Raw genomic sequence first — 15,477 nt, forward strand, 5'->3', positions numbered from 1 at the left:
ATGAGCGTTAAAGTATTATTTACAGTCCCATTGCTGCTGAGTGCATTTCTTTCATTTGCACAAGAGAAATCTTATACACAGCAAATTGAAGGCACCAAACTAAGTTTCACCATGCAGGCTATCCCCGCGGGAGAATTCCTGATGGGGAGTAAAAAGGGAAAAGCAGACGAACTGCCTGTACACCGGGTAAAACTGGATGCTTTCTGGATGGCTGCTTTTGAGCTGACCTGGGATTTATATGAGCCTTTTTTGTATAAGGATTATGAAACTTCGCATAGTACAGGGCCTGTACCTGCAAATGTAGATGCGGTAACCAGGCCTACCAAACCTTATCTGGATATGACTTTTGGAATGGGAAAGGAGAATCATCCCGCGCTGGCGATGACGCATTACAATGCGATACAGTATTGTAAATGGTTATATGCGAGAACGGGAGTATTTTACCGCTTACCTACAGAGGCTGAATGGGAGTATGCTTGCAGAGCAGGGAGTACTACTGAATATACTTTCGGGGAAACTGCTGCCGGATTGAGTGATTATGGCTGGTTTAAGGAAAATAGCGGCGGCAAAACTCATCCTGTAGGGCAAAAAAAACCGAATCCATGGGGCTTGTTTGATTTGTATGGGAATGTAGCTGAATGGACATATGATCAGTATGCGGCCGATTTTTATGCGGCGCAGCAAAATGGAGTTGCGGTTAATCCTGTAGCTGCTCCTTCAAAATTATATGCCCATGTGATTCGCGGAGGTTCTTATGAGGATACCCCGTCAGATTTACGTTCAGCAGCAAGACTGGCTTCAGATCCGGTCTGGAAACAGCTTGATCCGCAGATCCCAAAAAGCAACTGGTGGTTTCCTGAAGCTCCATTTATTGGAATGCGTTTAGTCAGACCTGTAAAGACACCTTCTAAAGCTGAAATCATAGCTTATTATGATCAACCTGTGATTGCCGATTATTAAAACACAATAAACAACCAAATAGAACCTAAAAAGATTTTACTATGAACAATGAAGAATTGCGTGAAAAACGCCGTGAATTTTTAAAGTCTTCGGCACTGATTGCCGGAGGTGTATTGTTAAATCAATTCGCTTTTGCAGGCGGACACACTTCAACTGATGATACGATTAAGATTGCCTTGATCGGTTGTGGAGATCGTGGAACTGGTGCAGCTTTCCAGGCTTTGAGCACGGTTCAGAATGTGAAGCTGGTGGCTATGGCCGATGCTTTCCAGGATAGAATAGACAATAGTTATAAAGTCCTTTTTGATAAATTTAAAGATAAAGTTGATGTGCCTAAGGAACGTCGTTTTATTGGTTTTGATGCTTATAAGCAGGCTATTGCCCTGGCAGATGTCGTTTTATTGGTGACGCCCCCGGGATTCAGGCCTGGCCATTTTGAAGAAGCGGTTAAACAGGGGAAACATGTTTTTATGGAAAAACCTGTAGCAGTTGATTCACCAGGAATCCGTAGGGTACTGGCAGCAGCAGAGATTGCCAAACAGAAAAAACTAAATGTAGTAGTCGGTTTACAGCGCAGATACCAGGCCAATTACAGAGAAACGATGAAAAGGATACAGGATGGGGCGATAGGTGAAATTTATAGCGGACAGGTGTATTGGAATAGTGGCGGGGTTTGGGTTAAAAAGCGTGAGGCTCAGCAAACTGAAATGGAGTATCAGATGCGGAACTGGTATTATTTCAACTGGCTTTGCGGAGATCATATTGTAGAGCAGCATGTGCATAATATTGATATTGCCAACTGGGTAAAGGGTGCTTATCCTGTTTCTGTACAGGGAACCGGCAGCCGTGCCTGGAGAACGGGAAAAGATTATGGTGAAATCTATGATAACCATGCAGTAGAATTAACATATGCGGACGGAGCTGTGATTTACAGTCAGTGCCGCCACTTTGAAGGAACTGAAAACCGGGTGGATGAAACTTTCCAGGGAACGAAGGGCCGCACGTATTTATCAGCTGGAAATCATGGGGTGTTATGGGATCATAAAGGGAAAGAAATATTCAGTCATCCAACTAAAGGAAATAAAAATCCTTATCAGACAGAACATGATGAGTTATTTGCTGCAATTGCTAAAGGTGAGTTTAAGTTCAGTGATGCGGAACGCGGAGCGAAAAGCTGTTTTACTTCAATTATAGGCAGGTACGCAACTTATTCTGGGCAGACGATCAAGTGGGATGATGCTTTGAAAGCAGATAATAGTCTGTTCCCGGCAGAACTGAACTGGAATTCTAATCCTCGGCTGATGCCTGATGGGAATGGATTATATCCAATTCCAACGCCTGGAAAAACTAAGGTAATTTAATTATAAGCGGTGGTTTTTATCCATAAAACTATGGTGATTGTTGTATTGCTGTTGCTTTCCTTCTTTGTACAAAAGAAGGGACAACAGCAATATACTTTACGTGGTTACGCCCAGGGAACTGACTATTCCATTAAGTATTTTGCTGAATCACCTTTAGTAAGTGGAGCTGAAGTGGATAGCATTTTGTTAAAGATAGATTCATCCATGTCTCTATATCAACCCTATTCTTTGATTACTAAATTTAATAACGCTACTAAAGCTTTAAGTATAGATACTCATTTTTTACGCGTGATCAATAAATCATTTGAGATTTATAAGGCTACTGATGGCAGGTTTGATATTACTGTAGCCCCGCTGGTCCAGGCATGGGGTTTTGGGCCAAAACCGATTACCGTATTTCCGGATAGTACCAGGATTAAGGAATTACTGAAAAATGTGGGGATGAACCTGCTCAGTATTCAAGGGAATGAGCTCTTTAAAAAGCAGCCGGGTGTACAGATTGATCTGAATGGAATTGCACAGGGATATAGTGTAGATGTGGTCGCGGATTATCTGCTGCATAAGGGTATCCGATGTTTTGTGGTAGAAATAGGCGGGGAGATCAGGATGAAAGGGCCAAAACCTGACGGAACGGCCATGCGGGTTGGTATCGAAGGGCCAGCTTTAAATGAGCAGTCAGAACCTCAGCTCAGGCATGTAATTAGTTTTAAGGAAGGTGCAGTGACAACTTCTGGAAATTACCGGAAGTATTTACAGGCTGGTGGAAAAAGGATCTCTCATTTGATTAATCCGAAAACAGGTTATCCGCTGGATAATCAATTGATCAGTGTGACTATTTTTGCAAAAGATGCTTTAACTGCCGATGGGTATGATAATGCAGTGATGGCCATGTCTGTAGAACAGGCGCTGGCCTTTGTAGGTGCAAAGAAAAACATGGAAGCTTATATTATTTATCACCGCAAAGATGGGAGCGTTACAGACACGCTGACTGCCGGATTTAAGAAAATGATTGTAAATTAACATGATATATTAATCAATTTTAATATGAACAGAATAGAATTTTTAAGAAATAGTGCAATAGCAACCGGTGCAATGATTGCAGGCTCTTCCGTAAATGCGGTAGCCAGCTCTTCAGAAAAAATGCAGGCGTTGGCTGGCAAAACATTTAACCTCGATTACGCGCCTCATGAAGGTATGTTTGCCCAGCATGCTGGTAAAAGTTTTCTGGATCAGATCCAGTTTATGTACGACCAGGGGTTCAGGTCAATTGAAGACAATGGCTTTTTAAACAGACCTGTAGCAGAGCAAACAAAAATCGGTGATTTACTGGCTAAACTTGGCATGCGGATGGGTGTATTCGTGGTAGATGGCGGTGATAACTGGAAAACATCACTGACTACTGGTAAAAAAGAATTCAAGGCTAAGTTTGCAGAGACTTGCCACCGTTCTGTAGAAGCTGCAAAACGGTGCAATGCCAAATGGGTAACTGTAGTACCTGGGTTTTATGAACGCAAACTTCCTTATGGAATCCAGATGGCAAATGTGATCGATGCGATGCGCGCAGGTGCTGAGATTTTTGAGCCGCATGGCCTGATCATGGTATTGGAAACTTTAAGTGACACACCAGAACTATTTCTACAGCAAACACATGAGACTTATAGTCTTTGTAAAGCAGTTAATAGTCCGTCCTGCAAAATCCTCTTTGATATTTATCATATGCAACGGACTGAAGGGAACCTGATAAACAATATAGACCGCTGCTGGGAAGAAATTGCCTACTTGCAGATTGGTGATAATCCAGGAAGAAATGAACCGGGGACTGGTGAAATTAATTACAAAAATCTATTCAAACATTTGTATCAAAAGGGATATAAAGGTGTAATGGGAATGGAGCATGGCAACGCTATCAAAGGCAAAGAAGGGGAGTTGCGCGTTATTCAGGCTTATAGAGAAGCAGATAGCTTCCTGTAGGAAATGTTCAGGTTTTAAAGTAAGTTTGGCACATGGATTTTTTACACACGATTCTGGGCCCGGATATTAAAGCTGGATTACTGATTATTTTAAACCTGATTGTTATAGAAAGCTTGCTCTCAGTAGATAATGCTGCGGTATTAGCCACCATGGTTATGGACTTGCCCAGGGATCAGCGTAAAAGAGCCTTGAAATATGGGATTATCGGTGCTTATGTATTTCGTGGAATTTGTTTATTCCTTGCGGCCTGGTTAGTCAAAATATGGTGGCTAAAACCTTTGGGAGGTCTGTATCTTTTATATCTTGCTTTTGATTTTTTCAGAAAGAAAAGCGTGAAAAACAATCCGCATCAAGAAGAACAAATTGATAAATCAAAAAGCTGGTTTTATAAAAACACAGTTGGCCTGGTTGGAACATTCTGGGCAACCGTGGCTCTGGTTGAAGTTATGGATTTAGCCTTTTCTATTGATAACGTGTTTGCGGCTGTCGCTTTCACAGATCATATTTACCTGATTTATATCGGCGTATTTATTGGGATTTTAGCGATGCGCTTTGTCGCGCAGGCATTCGTCAGACTAATGGAGAAATTCACTTTTCTGGAAACGGCTGCTTTTACGGTAATTGGTGTGCTGGGCATTAAACTGACCTCATCGCTTTTGACACATTTCTTCCCTGAATCACAAATCACTTATTTACTGGAGAGTGAGAAAACAGATCTTTTCGTTTCTATCTTCACCGTTGCTATTTTTGTTTTACCAATTGCGTCCTCTTTGTTATTTAACTTCCCTAAAAAGAGTAAAACACACGAGGAAATTGAAAAAGAAGAGTGATCAGCTTTTAATCAGGATTAACAGGGCTACAAACAAGCTCAAATCAAAAGTGAAAGTACATACCCAGATAAATCCTCTGGATAATCCCATATTACGGTAGTAGTAAAATTCCTTCTTTTTATAATTACTTAAGTAATAGCCTACTATCCCAAGTGTAATCACCTTGAACCAGATAATCACTGGCTGGAATTCTACACCCATCAGTTGGTAAGCTGCCATACCAATTAAAAAGAGGGTCAAAGTGGCGGCCATTAAGCCGAGATAAGAAGTCAGCAAAAGCCTTAAAATTTTGAGAGTTTTCATACTGGAGCAGGTTAGATGCTTAAATATATATAATTAAATAACTATCCTGACATTTTTAGTAGTAATATTAATGCGATTTCCTGATTTTTTTTCTGGGCGACGGGACATGATATTCTTCCTCCGGATAAATATTCCATTCATTGAGCGCTTGTTGCAAGCTTCCAAGCGTAGATTCTTCCATATTAACCAGGGCAGTTTCAGGCCACAGGCTATTATCCAGTATCTGTACATGGTGGTTTTCCAGAATTGAGCATACTTTTTCCAGGTTTGGCTCTTCAATCCCCTGATATTTTATAATGAAATTCATTTTCGAGGCATAACATTTAAATAAATTTAATCAATATTTTGATTAAATACTGTACTGAAATTTTTATGTGGTAATTGGCCAGCCACGTATTTGACACCCTTTTCAAGTATTTATACGTAAACAAAACCGTAATTTACACCTATTGATGGGATCTTTGAGAACTGATACTTTAGTATCATGCATAAATACACCTATATCGCGGACGTTAATGAAACAAAATTGACATTAACGATTAATACTGCAACAGCAGTTGTGCCACTTTACCAGGTCTTTACCAATGGTAAATTAGTGGGATGCTTACTGAAAGAAAAAATGGAAGAAGATTTATTTTGGAGCGGAACAACACTGCTAACCCAAATACTGGCCGCAGAGATTGGTGACTTCATCAAAAGAACTGACGAATTGTTTATTAAAGAGGGATCATTATTGAATTGAAAATGATCCCTCTTTAATTATTTTGTCGCTGCCGGTGGCTGTAACATACCTTTGCCTTCATATAGATTTCCGAATCCCAGGGCTTTGATATTAATAGAAAGGTATTTTACCATTTCATCTGCCCTGGTTTGATTTCTCGGTAAATTAAGCAGGTCAGGATTGCCAGCCAGTATTCTTGCTGCCATACCTGTTGCTGCCGGACAGGCCATGCTGGTTCCATCCATCACAGCATAAAGGTTATTGGGATAAGTAGAGATAATCCCGACTCCGGGTGCAGTCAAATCAGTTTCCGGACCAATATTAGAAAAATCAGCTATAAAATTAGCTTTATCTGTACCATAAGGCTCCTGCACTGATCCACTCTCAACGCTATCGGGAGGAAAAGTATTCAGTCTGCCCATAGCTGAGACCGCAATAGAAAGACTATCATTGGCAGGAAAACTTACCGGGCTTCTGTTATCATTGCCATTTGCAGCAAAACAAACAATTCCGGCATTATAGGCTTCTTTGATATAACTCGTAATTCCTTCATCGGCCTGAGATTCTCCAAGACTCATATTGATCAGGTCACATTGATCAGTTATGGCTTGATTGATCGCTTTCATGATGTCAAAATTCGACGCACCGCTACCTTTCGGGAAAACGCGGTAACTCATGATTTCCACGCCGGCAGCCACACCATTCAATGCACCATAGGCACCAATTATTCCACCCACATGTGTACCATGACCTTCTCCGTTATCCTGGTAATCAGTTTCTTTTTCACCTCTGACCAGGTTTTTTCCGTCTGTAACTTTCAGATCACGGTGAGGTCCAACGCCAGTATCAATAATGCCAACACGGACTTTTTGTGTAAGCTTAGGCAAATTAGCGGTATCATAAAAGTATCTTAAGCTGTCTTTAAAATCAAGCTTGATGGGTACAAGCTGAATGTCCAGCGTAGCGTCCAGCTGCACATCTTTTTTAAAATACCCCCAGTAGCTATGGTCTGCGTAGATATAAATACGCTCCGCAATACTTTTATCGAGATTTAAAGAAATAGTTCCCTGTGCATTCGTAATGCCGGAAGCTCCTTTACTCGCTGTGAAATCAGTAAAAAGCACTACTGTAGCATTTGAAATACCTTTGCCTTCAGGATCTTTAATGGTAACGGTTACCGCTGTTTTTGTTTCAGCCTGTTCAACCTGGATCAGTATTTTTTTTGGAGAACAAACCGCAGGTTCATAAAATTTCTCTTCAATAATCCTTAATCCAGGATAGGAGAAGCGAAAATTAGCGAGCTCATCTGCATTAATCCGGATAAGTTTTGCACCTTGTTTTTCAATAGAATCCAAAACGACAACAGGAATGTCATCACTTGATTTTTGGTGCATATTTCTGCTGGCCAGACTAACCGTAGAAGAATGTTCAACAGAATTACTAAGCATAGTGAGGAACCTGGCTACATTAGGGCTGTCTTGTTCGGTAATATTGGTACGGAAGACGGGGAGCAGAATGTAGTTTTTCGAAGCAAAATTGTTCTTTTTCATAAGGACGAGGATTTAAAATTAGGTGAGGGAGGAATATTTACCACCAGGTGGTATTGAAGCGTCTTTTCGTTTTGATGGTTTGCCTGAAACCAATCGTGGCAGCAGTTGGGGGATCAGCTTTTGAGCCCAGCACCTGGTTGGTACCGGTTGCGGTAGCATAAATCAGAAAACCATTTAGCAAAGCAATAAAATACCTGGAAATCTCATTTCCGGCAGATTGTGTCAATAGCGCCGCCGCAAAAGAGATCAGGATAGAAACGAGCAGGGCAAGCCACTTCGGATTAAAATCAAAAACTTTCTGGATCGTACTGCAAATAATATAAACCGCACCAGTAGCACCTGCTAAAGTACTCAGACTAGCTGTAGTGAAAAAATCTCCGGGAATACCTGCGGAATGTAGCTCTTGCATGGCTTAAAGGATTAGATAAAACATTAGGTTTCTATTTCGCGAAATCTCTGGACATAATTGAACTGAATGAATATTTAGCAACAATACCAAAAGAGAGCCGCTCGTGGAACTGGTCTGTACTATGAAGGCTGTTAAAGACATCGTTTGACTGCAAGTAAAGACCGCCTGCAAATTTACCTTCACTTTTATAGAAATTGATTGCAGTACCCGCCTGAAAGACCTTATTAATCTCTTTCTCCTGTAAAGGCAAAATAATCCGGGTATACAATGTATTCCAAACCAGGCGATAATCACTGCTGACACGACCATAATATAGCGCGTCAGTTTTAATATTTACCCTGTTATAAGCCATATAACCACCCTGGTAAGCATTGATCTTACTTTCGGTAGATAATTCAGAATTATTTACTATGGTGGTGTTTTTCAGCGTATAACTGGTCAGCGTTAAAGAATCAAGATTATTGTAACGTTCATAGCCTAATGCAATACCAAATACCCAGCGTGGCGCATATTCATAATTTAAACCAATATCCACAAAACCTCCCCGGAAATTCACTTTTTCGAACCGTTTGGGCAGGGAAGGGGCATCTTCTGGCTGGTATAGCCTGAAGTTATCTGCATTCAGACCCGCATTGATATAAGTGGTCAGAGATTGGGTATGCCTGGTGCTGCGATTCTCTTCGATTTGCCGGTTCAATAGCTTAATGGCATTGATGGCTGTCTCATTTTTATCAGGGTTTGCGTCTTCAATTTCTCTAATCCTTTTTAATAATTCGAGTACGGTAGTCTGATAGCTCTTTCTTAAACCAATGAAAATACCAACTTTAGACTGTGGGGTCAGTTTACCGCCATTAAAGAGATCAGCTATTCCTTCTCTGTTATTTCCACTGGCAGACAAGCCCCAGATAATTTGTGAAGGCTTTTCTATAGCAAGCTTTCTGAAATTATTCCATGAAGCAGCTAAAGCTGCTTCATTCAGGTTAAATGAAACATTTGAATTTTTAGTGATGATAGCAGATTCTCCTCTTGCATCTTCGGCAATAATTTGCGCACCAGCCCCGCCTGAAAGGACTACACATAACAGTAATAGCAGATAAAGCGTTTTCATAACGTTATTTTATAAGTTGATTATAATCCAGGTTCCCTTTTGCATCTGTATACACTTTGATTGTATTTGCGGCCAGCGGTACACCATCAACCTGAATGTCTAAAGTCCAGAAATCACCAGACAGGCCGCCTGCATATAGGGTAACCTGTAAGCCATCTTCTTCCAGCAGACATAAATACTTTTGAGAGCCTTTGGTCGTGAAATTATCGGGGTTGCTATCCTGGTCGTGGGCCAGGTCAATATTGGTATAGCCAATATGGAAACCATTTTCAAGGAAAGTTACATTGGAAGACTTTTTCAGACTGTAAGTTACAGCAACAATTTTCCCCGATTTGCCCTTGGCAGCATGAGAAAGCTTGAAAAATTTCATAGAGTAAGTTGTTAGTAGTCAGTATCAAGATAAGGATTTATAAATATCAATTACACTAATTAGAAATAATTTTCTCCACCAAATTGACAGGTTATACACATGTTTTTATGGCTAAAAAGAACATCTGATGAAAAATCATATTAGCAAGGCTAAAAGTTTTCTTAAAATCAAGCACATAAGAGAATTTACGGCTAATTAAAGGAAGTAAAAGAAAATATATCCTTAAAAATTTTAATAAATACAATCATTACTATAAATATTGTAATTAATATTATTATAAATTGAGTTTAAAGCTGCTTATTCTTATAGTATTCAATCGTTAAAGGTTAATTATCAACTAAAAAATAAATATAAATTAAACCTGTAGTTATACCACATAGATGCACGCATCAGACTGTAGCGCAGGCTTATAAACAATTGTTAAAAAAATCAAAAAAAATTAAAACATTTCACTAATCATTGGGTTTTTAGGGTATTCAAGCAAGAATAGCCTGATAATTTTTAACAGTTTAAAACAAATATCTTATGAAAAAATTTACTTTATGCCTGCTAACTGCAATCTTAGGAGTTGGCTTGTCTGCAAATGCACAAATCCAAAAAGGTAACGTAATGGTTGGTGGTAATCTGGCTAATCTGGGCTTAGATCTGAATGGTTCTAAAAACTTTAGTTTAGACATTACACCGAAGGCAGCATGGTTTATTCAGGATAATGTAGCCTTGGGAGGTTACGTGAATTTAGGATTAAAAACCGTTAAGGATGGCCCGACTACAACAAACTACGGTTTTGGTGGTTTAGGCCGTTACTATGCTGGTTCAGACACCGAAGTACTTAAACACGGTCGTTTCTTTGGAGAGGCTACAGTTGGTTTTGGTGGTACAAACACAAGTAAAGGTGGTAGTAACACGAACGGTTTAGCATTCAGTTTCGGCCCTGGTTTTGCTTATTTCATTACACCTAACATTGGTTTAGAAACCTTGTTAAAATATAATGCAACAGCAGGATTTGGAAATACAGGCTACCAGAATAACCTTGGTTTGTCTTTTGGCTTCCAGATTTATCTGCCAGGTCAGCGTTCAATCAACAAAGTTAAAGGTGACGTAAAATAGTTTAAACCCTATGATAAGAAGCCCTGTTGTGAAAACAACGGGGCTTTTTGTTTATAATTTTTGCAGACACCAGGTAGTCATGCAGCGCAGGTTCTGAACATTTGTAGTTTTAACAGGCTCATACAGATATCCACTGAGCTCTTTCGTATAGTTCAGTAAAGTTTGTTCATTTACCAGAAAACGCTCTGTTCCGTCCGGTAACAAGTACCGGCCGTTGCCTAAAGGAGAAATCAGCTCTTCTATTCCGATGTCAGAAGCAAGTCTGGCAAAAAAGAAACCTCCTGGTTTAATAACCTTCCACATCGCCAGCAGCATCTCTTTAAAGTGCATTTCATTTTTGGCAAAATGCAGCACTGCACTGCAAATCAGCAGGTCGAAATATTCTTCACCAAAAGGCATATCCTCGGCACTGGAAACCCTGAAATTAATTAATGGATGTGTTGGTGAAAGGCTCTCAGCTAAGGCTTTAACTGTATTAATAGCGGCAGGGTTGGGGTCTATTCCGTATACTTCAAAGCCGTTATTCAAGAAGTAGACCAGGTTACGACCGCCGCCACAACCCACATCTATTACTTTTTGACAATGGCTATAATGGCCTTTCAATAACTGGTCAAAGAGATAAATATCTATGTTACCATAAAGCTGTTGCAGAGAAGATGGTGTCATTGCTGTATATTATTTTTTTGAAATATACACCAATTTACAGATTTAAACCAATACCCGCAGCTAAACCAGCTCCGTGCCTTGTAGCGCTGTTAAATTGAGATTGAACAGCTTTACCGTCTGCTAAAAACAGCTCATCGGTACCTTTACCGGTATTGGAGTAGCTATAATTACCTCTTGCAAAAACAGATAAAACAGAGGTGAAGTGAAAGTTTATCTGCAAAAGGCCATCTGTTCCATAACCGTTAGCGGTATGCCGGAAACTTACGGGATGTTCGAATGAGTCAATCAGATTCCAATCGGCAGTTGCTTTATATTTAAGCTGTTTATAATTCACCATTCCATGCAGTGAAAGCTGGTTACTAAGCCGGAAATCGGCTTCTATACCGATGATCGGACCTGTCCAGTTAGCCTGGTAAGTACTGTTTAAAGTTTTGATAGCAGGATCAGTTTCTTCGTTGAAGTCTTTGAGGTGTAAATGTTGTGCGTCTTTCAGATAACCTGCAAATGGGCTGAGTTTAAGAAAAGGGTTAATTTTAAATTCATAACCACCAGCTACTGCATAAGTGCGGGTAAGGCCTTCGTTGCTATTTAAATTGGCCTGGTAAACAGGATTAGTCCTGTTATCAGAACCATAGTCTGTATCAGAGACTTGTCCGGTTTTAATAAAACTACGTTGATAACTTATTTTCAAAAAAATAGGAGACCAGATATTCAAACGAATATCCAGTCCCATACCCGGGCCTTTTATATCTTTCCATTTGACCTCTGATAATACATTGGGGTTTTGTCCCATGCTGTTGCCAGCGATCGACCAGTTAAAATCTTGTGTGCTATAAGTACCATAAATATTGAGTTCTATGTTGTTTTTTTCGTAACTGCGTTTTGAATGGATAGCAGTGGATTGCGACCTGGCAGATAGTGCAATAGCGAACAGAAAAAGAAACAAGTAAAATCTCATGGTATTTATAGCTAAGCTGAGGGCCCTTTTCAAAAATTATGAACCTACAATTTTGTAAACCTTCACGTAATCTACATACATTTTTGCAGGTAATCTGCTCTCATCAATGGTTTGTCCCGGAAGGTTACCACCAACAGCCATGTTTAACAGTAAGAAAAACGGACGGTGAAACTCGTCAGTACCATTGATACTATTGGCAATGTTTCCTACATGAAACTGTACGTTATCTACATACCAGGTAATCGCAGTAGGAGTCCAGTCTACACGGTAAACATGATAGTCCTGAGGATTGGTGTTTGTATGGCCGCCATAAAAAGCATAAGCCTGGTCAAACCAGTGCATCGTACCCAATACTTCTGAAGAGGTATTTACATTCTCCATAATATCGATTTCTCCGCATTTTGGCCATCCTACGCTACCAATATTCGCACCAAGCATCCAGAACGCAGGCCATTGTCCTTGTCCCTGAGGTAATTTGATTCTAGCCTCAAATCTGCCATAAGTGTATTCCTTTTTACCTCTGGTAATCATTCTTGCAGAGGTATAAGGTGCTCCGCCAACACTCTGTTTTTTTGCAGTGATAATCAGATTACCTCCACTTACAGTCGCATTATCTGGCTGGTAGTATTGCTTTTCATTATTTCCCCAGCCGCCAGCGCCAGTTTCAAAACTCCAGTTTGCCTGGTTTACTGCATTTCCATCAAATTCATCAGACCATAGCAGCTGATAAGTTACTGCACGAGGGTCAGTATTGGTGGAAGAATTCTCTGAGGATGCATTCACATCCTTTTTACAAGAGCTCAAAAGTTGTGCGCCAGCTATCAGGCACAGCATTAAATTAATTGTTTTCATAGGTGATAGGATTAGATTTGGTTATTAGGATTTGATTAATTCAAACTAAAGGCTTCCCATCCTGAGATAGTTGGCCTGGTACAGGTCATTTCATTTACACCATTTTCTGAAGAAAGGTAAAAACCGTTATTGCCACGAAAAGAAATTTTACCATCAGCATTGACTACCCAGTCGAATTTTTCCCATTCACTGATCGTAGCTCTGCTGCAAGTCACTGAAGCGGCACCGTTTTCAGAAGAAACATATTTGTTCATAGACATCAGCGCAATTTTGCCGCCACCTGCATCTACAATTGTGAATTTTTCCCAGTCCCCTGGAGTTGCCCGGTTACACCACATCGCTTTAACGCCGTTTTCGCCGCTCACAAACTGGTTGTTGAAACCTCTTAAACTTACAATTTGTCCGATAGGTGCTGTACCTGGATTTCCTGTTGCAGAGCCAGACCATTTAAAGGTAGCTACTGCACCGGCAGGAAGGGTATAAGTAAAAGATTGCGCTCCCCATTTAACTTTAAAGGTATTGCTTGATGATCCGCTGTTAGAAGCAATCAGTACTTTAGTACCATCGGCATTTTTAAAGGCTACGTTCTGGATGCTGCCTGCTATATTTGAAGCGATCCTTACTGCTCCAGGTCTCACAAATTTAGAAGCATGTGCAATAATGTAATAAGATACATTTCTGGTTACATTGCTTCCGTTAACTGTTAAAGCACCTTCACAAGTACTGCATCCGCCTTGCGTGTGCGGGCCATAATTTTGATCAGCAGCAAGATTCCATTCCAGCACATTACGGCTCCAATTTCTTGTAGCGCCAATAATCAGCGTATTCACGTGCCATTGTAAGTCACCGGCAAAGTTGCTTGGCCCGCCAACCCATTGCTCTGTGAAATAAATATTTTTATTAGGATAAGCATTATGCACGTCAGTCAGGGCACTGATATTTCCACTGTACAAGTGAAAAGCAGAACCATCCACGTAAGCATTTGCCGCAGCGTCGTTTAGTACAGCCAACGGATAATCAGTACGGTCTGTATTGTGATCATAAGCAATAATTTTAGTATTGATCTGATTTGATCTGAATTGTGGCCCAAGGTTGTTTTTGATGAAATTAGCCTGGTCAGTGGCCTGCATCACCATACTTGGATTGTTATAAGGGTTTAAAGGCTCGTTTTGCGGAGTGATCGCATCAATCGTAATGCCCTGATCGCGCATCGCTTTAATGTATTTAACCAGGTATCTTGCGTAAGCATCATAATATTCTGGTTTTAAACTACCATTCACATAAGCTCCGTTTGTTTTCATCCAGACAGGCGCTGTCCATGGTGAGCCCAGGATTTTAATATTCGGATTGATAGCCAGAATACTTTTTAATACAGGAATCAGATCTGTCATTTCCCGGCTGATGCTAAAGTTATTCAGGTTATTATCTGTTTGACCTGCGGGAAGGTCGTTGTACGTAAAAGGTTGAGCACTTAAATCAGATGCGCCAATAGAGATCCGTAAATAGCTGATACCTATATTGGATCCGGTTGTTGCAAATAATTCCTGAAGTAAGGTGTTTTTCTGTCCTGCGCCAAGTCCGTTAATTAAAGAGGCACTTGCTCCGGTTAAGGTATAACCAAACCCGTCAATTCCCTGGTAGGAAGTGGCTTCGTCAACGTTAATGGTCGATGGATTGGTCCCGGCATCTGGTGCGAAGGTTACGTTGGCCTGTGTTTGCAATAATTTGCTTTTGTCTGAGGTCGTTATCCATACGCTTACAGATTCATTAGCACGTGCAATTGTTGGTGCTGCCGCTGCTCCAGCGGATGAGAGATCCTTTTTACAGGAAAATAAGACGGCACAGCATAGGAGTGCACAGCCTAATAAAGACATGTTTTTGTTCATAGGGTAAATTATAATATTTGGTTATTGGTTTAGGGAACGGCCGTAAATGTGACTCAACTGAGAGAGAAAAGGGGATGCTCGGATAAAATGTAGTTACAATATAATGCATTATTTAACAACATTTTGCTAATTAATTTAATATTTCACAAAAAGGGTTTATAAACTGTATTTATTGTTAAATATAATTTCTTTCTTTTGATGGAAACAAGGTTTTAAACACTTGCTGTAATTGCGTTAATTTTACACTATGAAAAATAATTAAACCTTTTAGTAAAAATATATTATCCGTTAAATCATTATTTATTTAGCATAAAAAGCCTATTATATTTTAATATTTAACTTCAAATTCTCTTACAGAATAAAATTTGCTTAGAAACAAGTTTATTACACAAGCTTTGCAACAATTGAAATATGCTTGCGTCTTA

The 15,477-nt window shown here is 40.0% G+C and carries 17 protein-coding genes; 7 read left to right on the forward strand and 10 right to left on the reverse strand.

What is annotated here, in order from left to right:
• From HDE70_RS08610 to HDE70_RS08630, 5 genes are read left to right on the forward strand one after another with little or no spacing between them, the layout of a single operon-like run.
• Positions 1 to 960 carry a formylglycine-generating enzyme family protein gene (locus HDE70_RS08610; protein ID WP_183889404.1) on the forward strand — a complete coding sequence of 320 codons (960 nt, stop codon included), beginning with the start codon at positions 1 to 3 and terminating at the stop codon, positions 958 to 960.
• Positions 961 to 1,001: 41 nt separating this feature from the next.
• Positions 1,002 to 2,321, forward strand: coding sequence for a Gfo/Idh/MocA family protein (locus HDE70_RS08615; protein ID WP_183889406.1), 1,320 nt, complete (start codon positions 1,002 to 1,004; stop codon positions 2,319 to 2,321).
• Positions 2,322 to 2,351: 30 nt separating this feature from the next.
• Positions 2,352 to 3,341, forward strand: coding sequence for an FAD:protein FMN transferase (locus HDE70_RS08620; protein WP_183889408.1), 990 nt, complete (start codon positions 2,352 to 2,354; stop codon positions 3,339 to 3,341).
• Between the two features lie 24 nt (positions 3,342 to 3,365).
• Positions 3,366 to 4,292, forward strand: a complete 927-nt coding sequence (locus tag HDE70_RS08625; protein WP_183889410.1) for a hydroxypyruvate isomerase family protein — start codon at positions 3,366 to 3,368, stop codon at positions 4,290 to 4,292.
• 32 nt (positions 4,293 to 4,324) lie between these two features.
• Entirely contained in the window at positions 4,325 to 5,122 is a 798-nt protein-coding gene (locus HDE70_RS08630) for a TerC family protein (protein ID WP_183889412.1), read from the forward strand.
• Here the strand turns inward: HDE70_RS08630 and HDE70_RS08635 are convergent, their stop codons facing one another.
• Positions 5,123 to 5,425 carry a hypothetical protein gene (locus HDE70_RS08635; protein WP_183867177.1) on the reverse strand — a complete coding sequence of 101 codons (303 nt, stop codon included), beginning with the start codon at positions 5,423 to 5,425 and terminating at the stop codon, positions 5,123 to 5,125.
• 67 nt (positions 5,426 to 5,492) lie between these two features.
• On the reverse strand, positions 5,493 to 5,732 hold the full coding sequence (locus tag HDE70_RS08640) for a hypothetical protein (RefSeq protein ID WP_183889414.1): 240 nt from the start codon (positions 5,730 to 5,732) through the stop codon (positions 5,493 to 5,495).
• Positions 5,733 to 5,909: 177 nt separating this feature from the next.
• Between HDE70_RS08640 and HDE70_RS08645 the strand changes: the two genes are divergently transcribed.
• Positions 5,910 to 6,167 carry a hypothetical protein gene (locus tag HDE70_RS08645; protein ID WP_183889415.1) on the forward strand — a complete coding sequence of 86 codons (258 nt, stop codon included), beginning with the start codon at positions 5,910 to 5,912 and terminating at the stop codon, positions 6,165 to 6,167.
• Between the two features lie 17 nt (positions 6,168 to 6,184).
• Here HDE70_RS08645 and HDE70_RS08650 read toward each other — a convergent pair whose 3' ends face one another.
• From HDE70_RS08650 to HDE70_RS08665, 4 genes are read right to left on the reverse strand one after another with little or no spacing between them, the layout of a single operon-like run.
• Positions 6,185 to 7,696 (reverse strand): S8 family serine peptidase, encoded by a 1,512-nt coding sequence (locus tag HDE70_RS08650; protein ID WP_183889418.1) that lies wholly within the window; start codon positions 7,694 to 7,696, stop codon positions 6,185 to 6,187.
• A 37-nt stretch (positions 7,697 to 7,733) separates the two neighbouring features.
• The gene (locus tag HDE70_RS08655) at positions 7,734 to 8,105 is read right to left on the reverse strand and encodes a hypothetical protein (RefSeq protein ID WP_183889420.1); all 372 of its coding nucleotides are present in this window, start codon (positions 8,103 to 8,105) and stop codon (positions 7,734 to 7,736) included.
• Between the two features lie 31 nt (positions 8,106 to 8,136).
• On the reverse strand, positions 8,137 to 9,213 hold the full coding sequence (locus HDE70_RS08660; RefSeq protein WP_183867172.1) for a hypothetical protein: 1,077 nt from the start codon (positions 9,211 to 9,213) through the stop codon (positions 8,137 to 8,139).
• Between the two features lie 4 nt (positions 9,214 to 9,217).
• The gene (locus tag HDE70_RS08665; RefSeq protein ID WP_183867171.1) at positions 9,218 to 9,583 is read right to left on the reverse strand and encodes a hypothetical protein; all 366 of its coding nucleotides are present in this window, start codon (positions 9,581 to 9,583) and stop codon (positions 9,218 to 9,220) included.
• Between the two features lie 525 nt (positions 9,584 to 10,108).
• Here HDE70_RS08665 and HDE70_RS08670 point away from each other — a divergent pair.
• The gene (locus HDE70_RS08670) at positions 10,109 to 10,690 is read left to right on the forward strand and encodes a hypothetical protein (protein ID WP_183867170.1); all 582 of its coding nucleotides are present in this window, start codon (positions 10,109 to 10,111) and stop codon (positions 10,688 to 10,690) included.
• Positions 10,691 to 10,741: 51 nt separating this feature from the next.
• On the opposite strand, the gene HDE70_RS08675 is transcribed toward HDE70_RS08670, so the two are convergent.
• From HDE70_RS08675 to HDE70_RS08690, 4 genes are read right to left on the reverse strand one after another with little or no spacing between them, the layout of a single operon-like run.
• Positions 10,742 to 11,356: a class I SAM-dependent methyltransferase gene (locus HDE70_RS08675; RefSeq protein ID WP_183867169.1), complete on the reverse strand. Its 615-nt coding sequence runs from the start codon at positions 11,354 to 11,356 to the stop codon at positions 10,742 to 10,744.
• Positions 11,357 to 11,390: 34 nt separating this feature from the next.
• Positions 11,391 to 12,314, reverse strand: coding sequence for a hypothetical protein (locus HDE70_RS08680; protein ID WP_183867168.1), 924 nt, complete (start codon positions 12,312 to 12,314; stop codon positions 11,391 to 11,393).
• Positions 12,315 to 12,350: 36 nt separating this feature from the next.
• Positions 12,351 to 13,166 (reverse strand): family 16 glycosylhydrolase, encoded by an 816-nt coding sequence (locus HDE70_RS08685; protein ID WP_183867167.1) that lies wholly within the window; start codon positions 13,164 to 13,166, stop codon positions 12,351 to 12,353.
• A gap of 35 nt (positions 13,167 to 13,201) precedes the next feature.
• On the reverse strand, positions 13,202 to 15,052 hold the full coding sequence (locus HDE70_RS08690; RefSeq protein ID WP_183889422.1) for a glycoside hydrolase family 30 beta sandwich domain-containing protein: 1,851 nt from the start codon (positions 15,050 to 15,052) through the stop codon (positions 13,202 to 13,204).
• Positions 15,053 to 15,477: the final 425 nt, after the last annotated feature.

Origin of the sequence: Pedobacter cryoconitis (assembly GCF_014200595.1) — a bacterium.
Classification (GTDB): Bacteria; Bacteroidota; Bacteroidia; order Sphingobacteriales; family Sphingobacteriaceae; genus Pedobacter; species Pedobacter cryoconitis_C.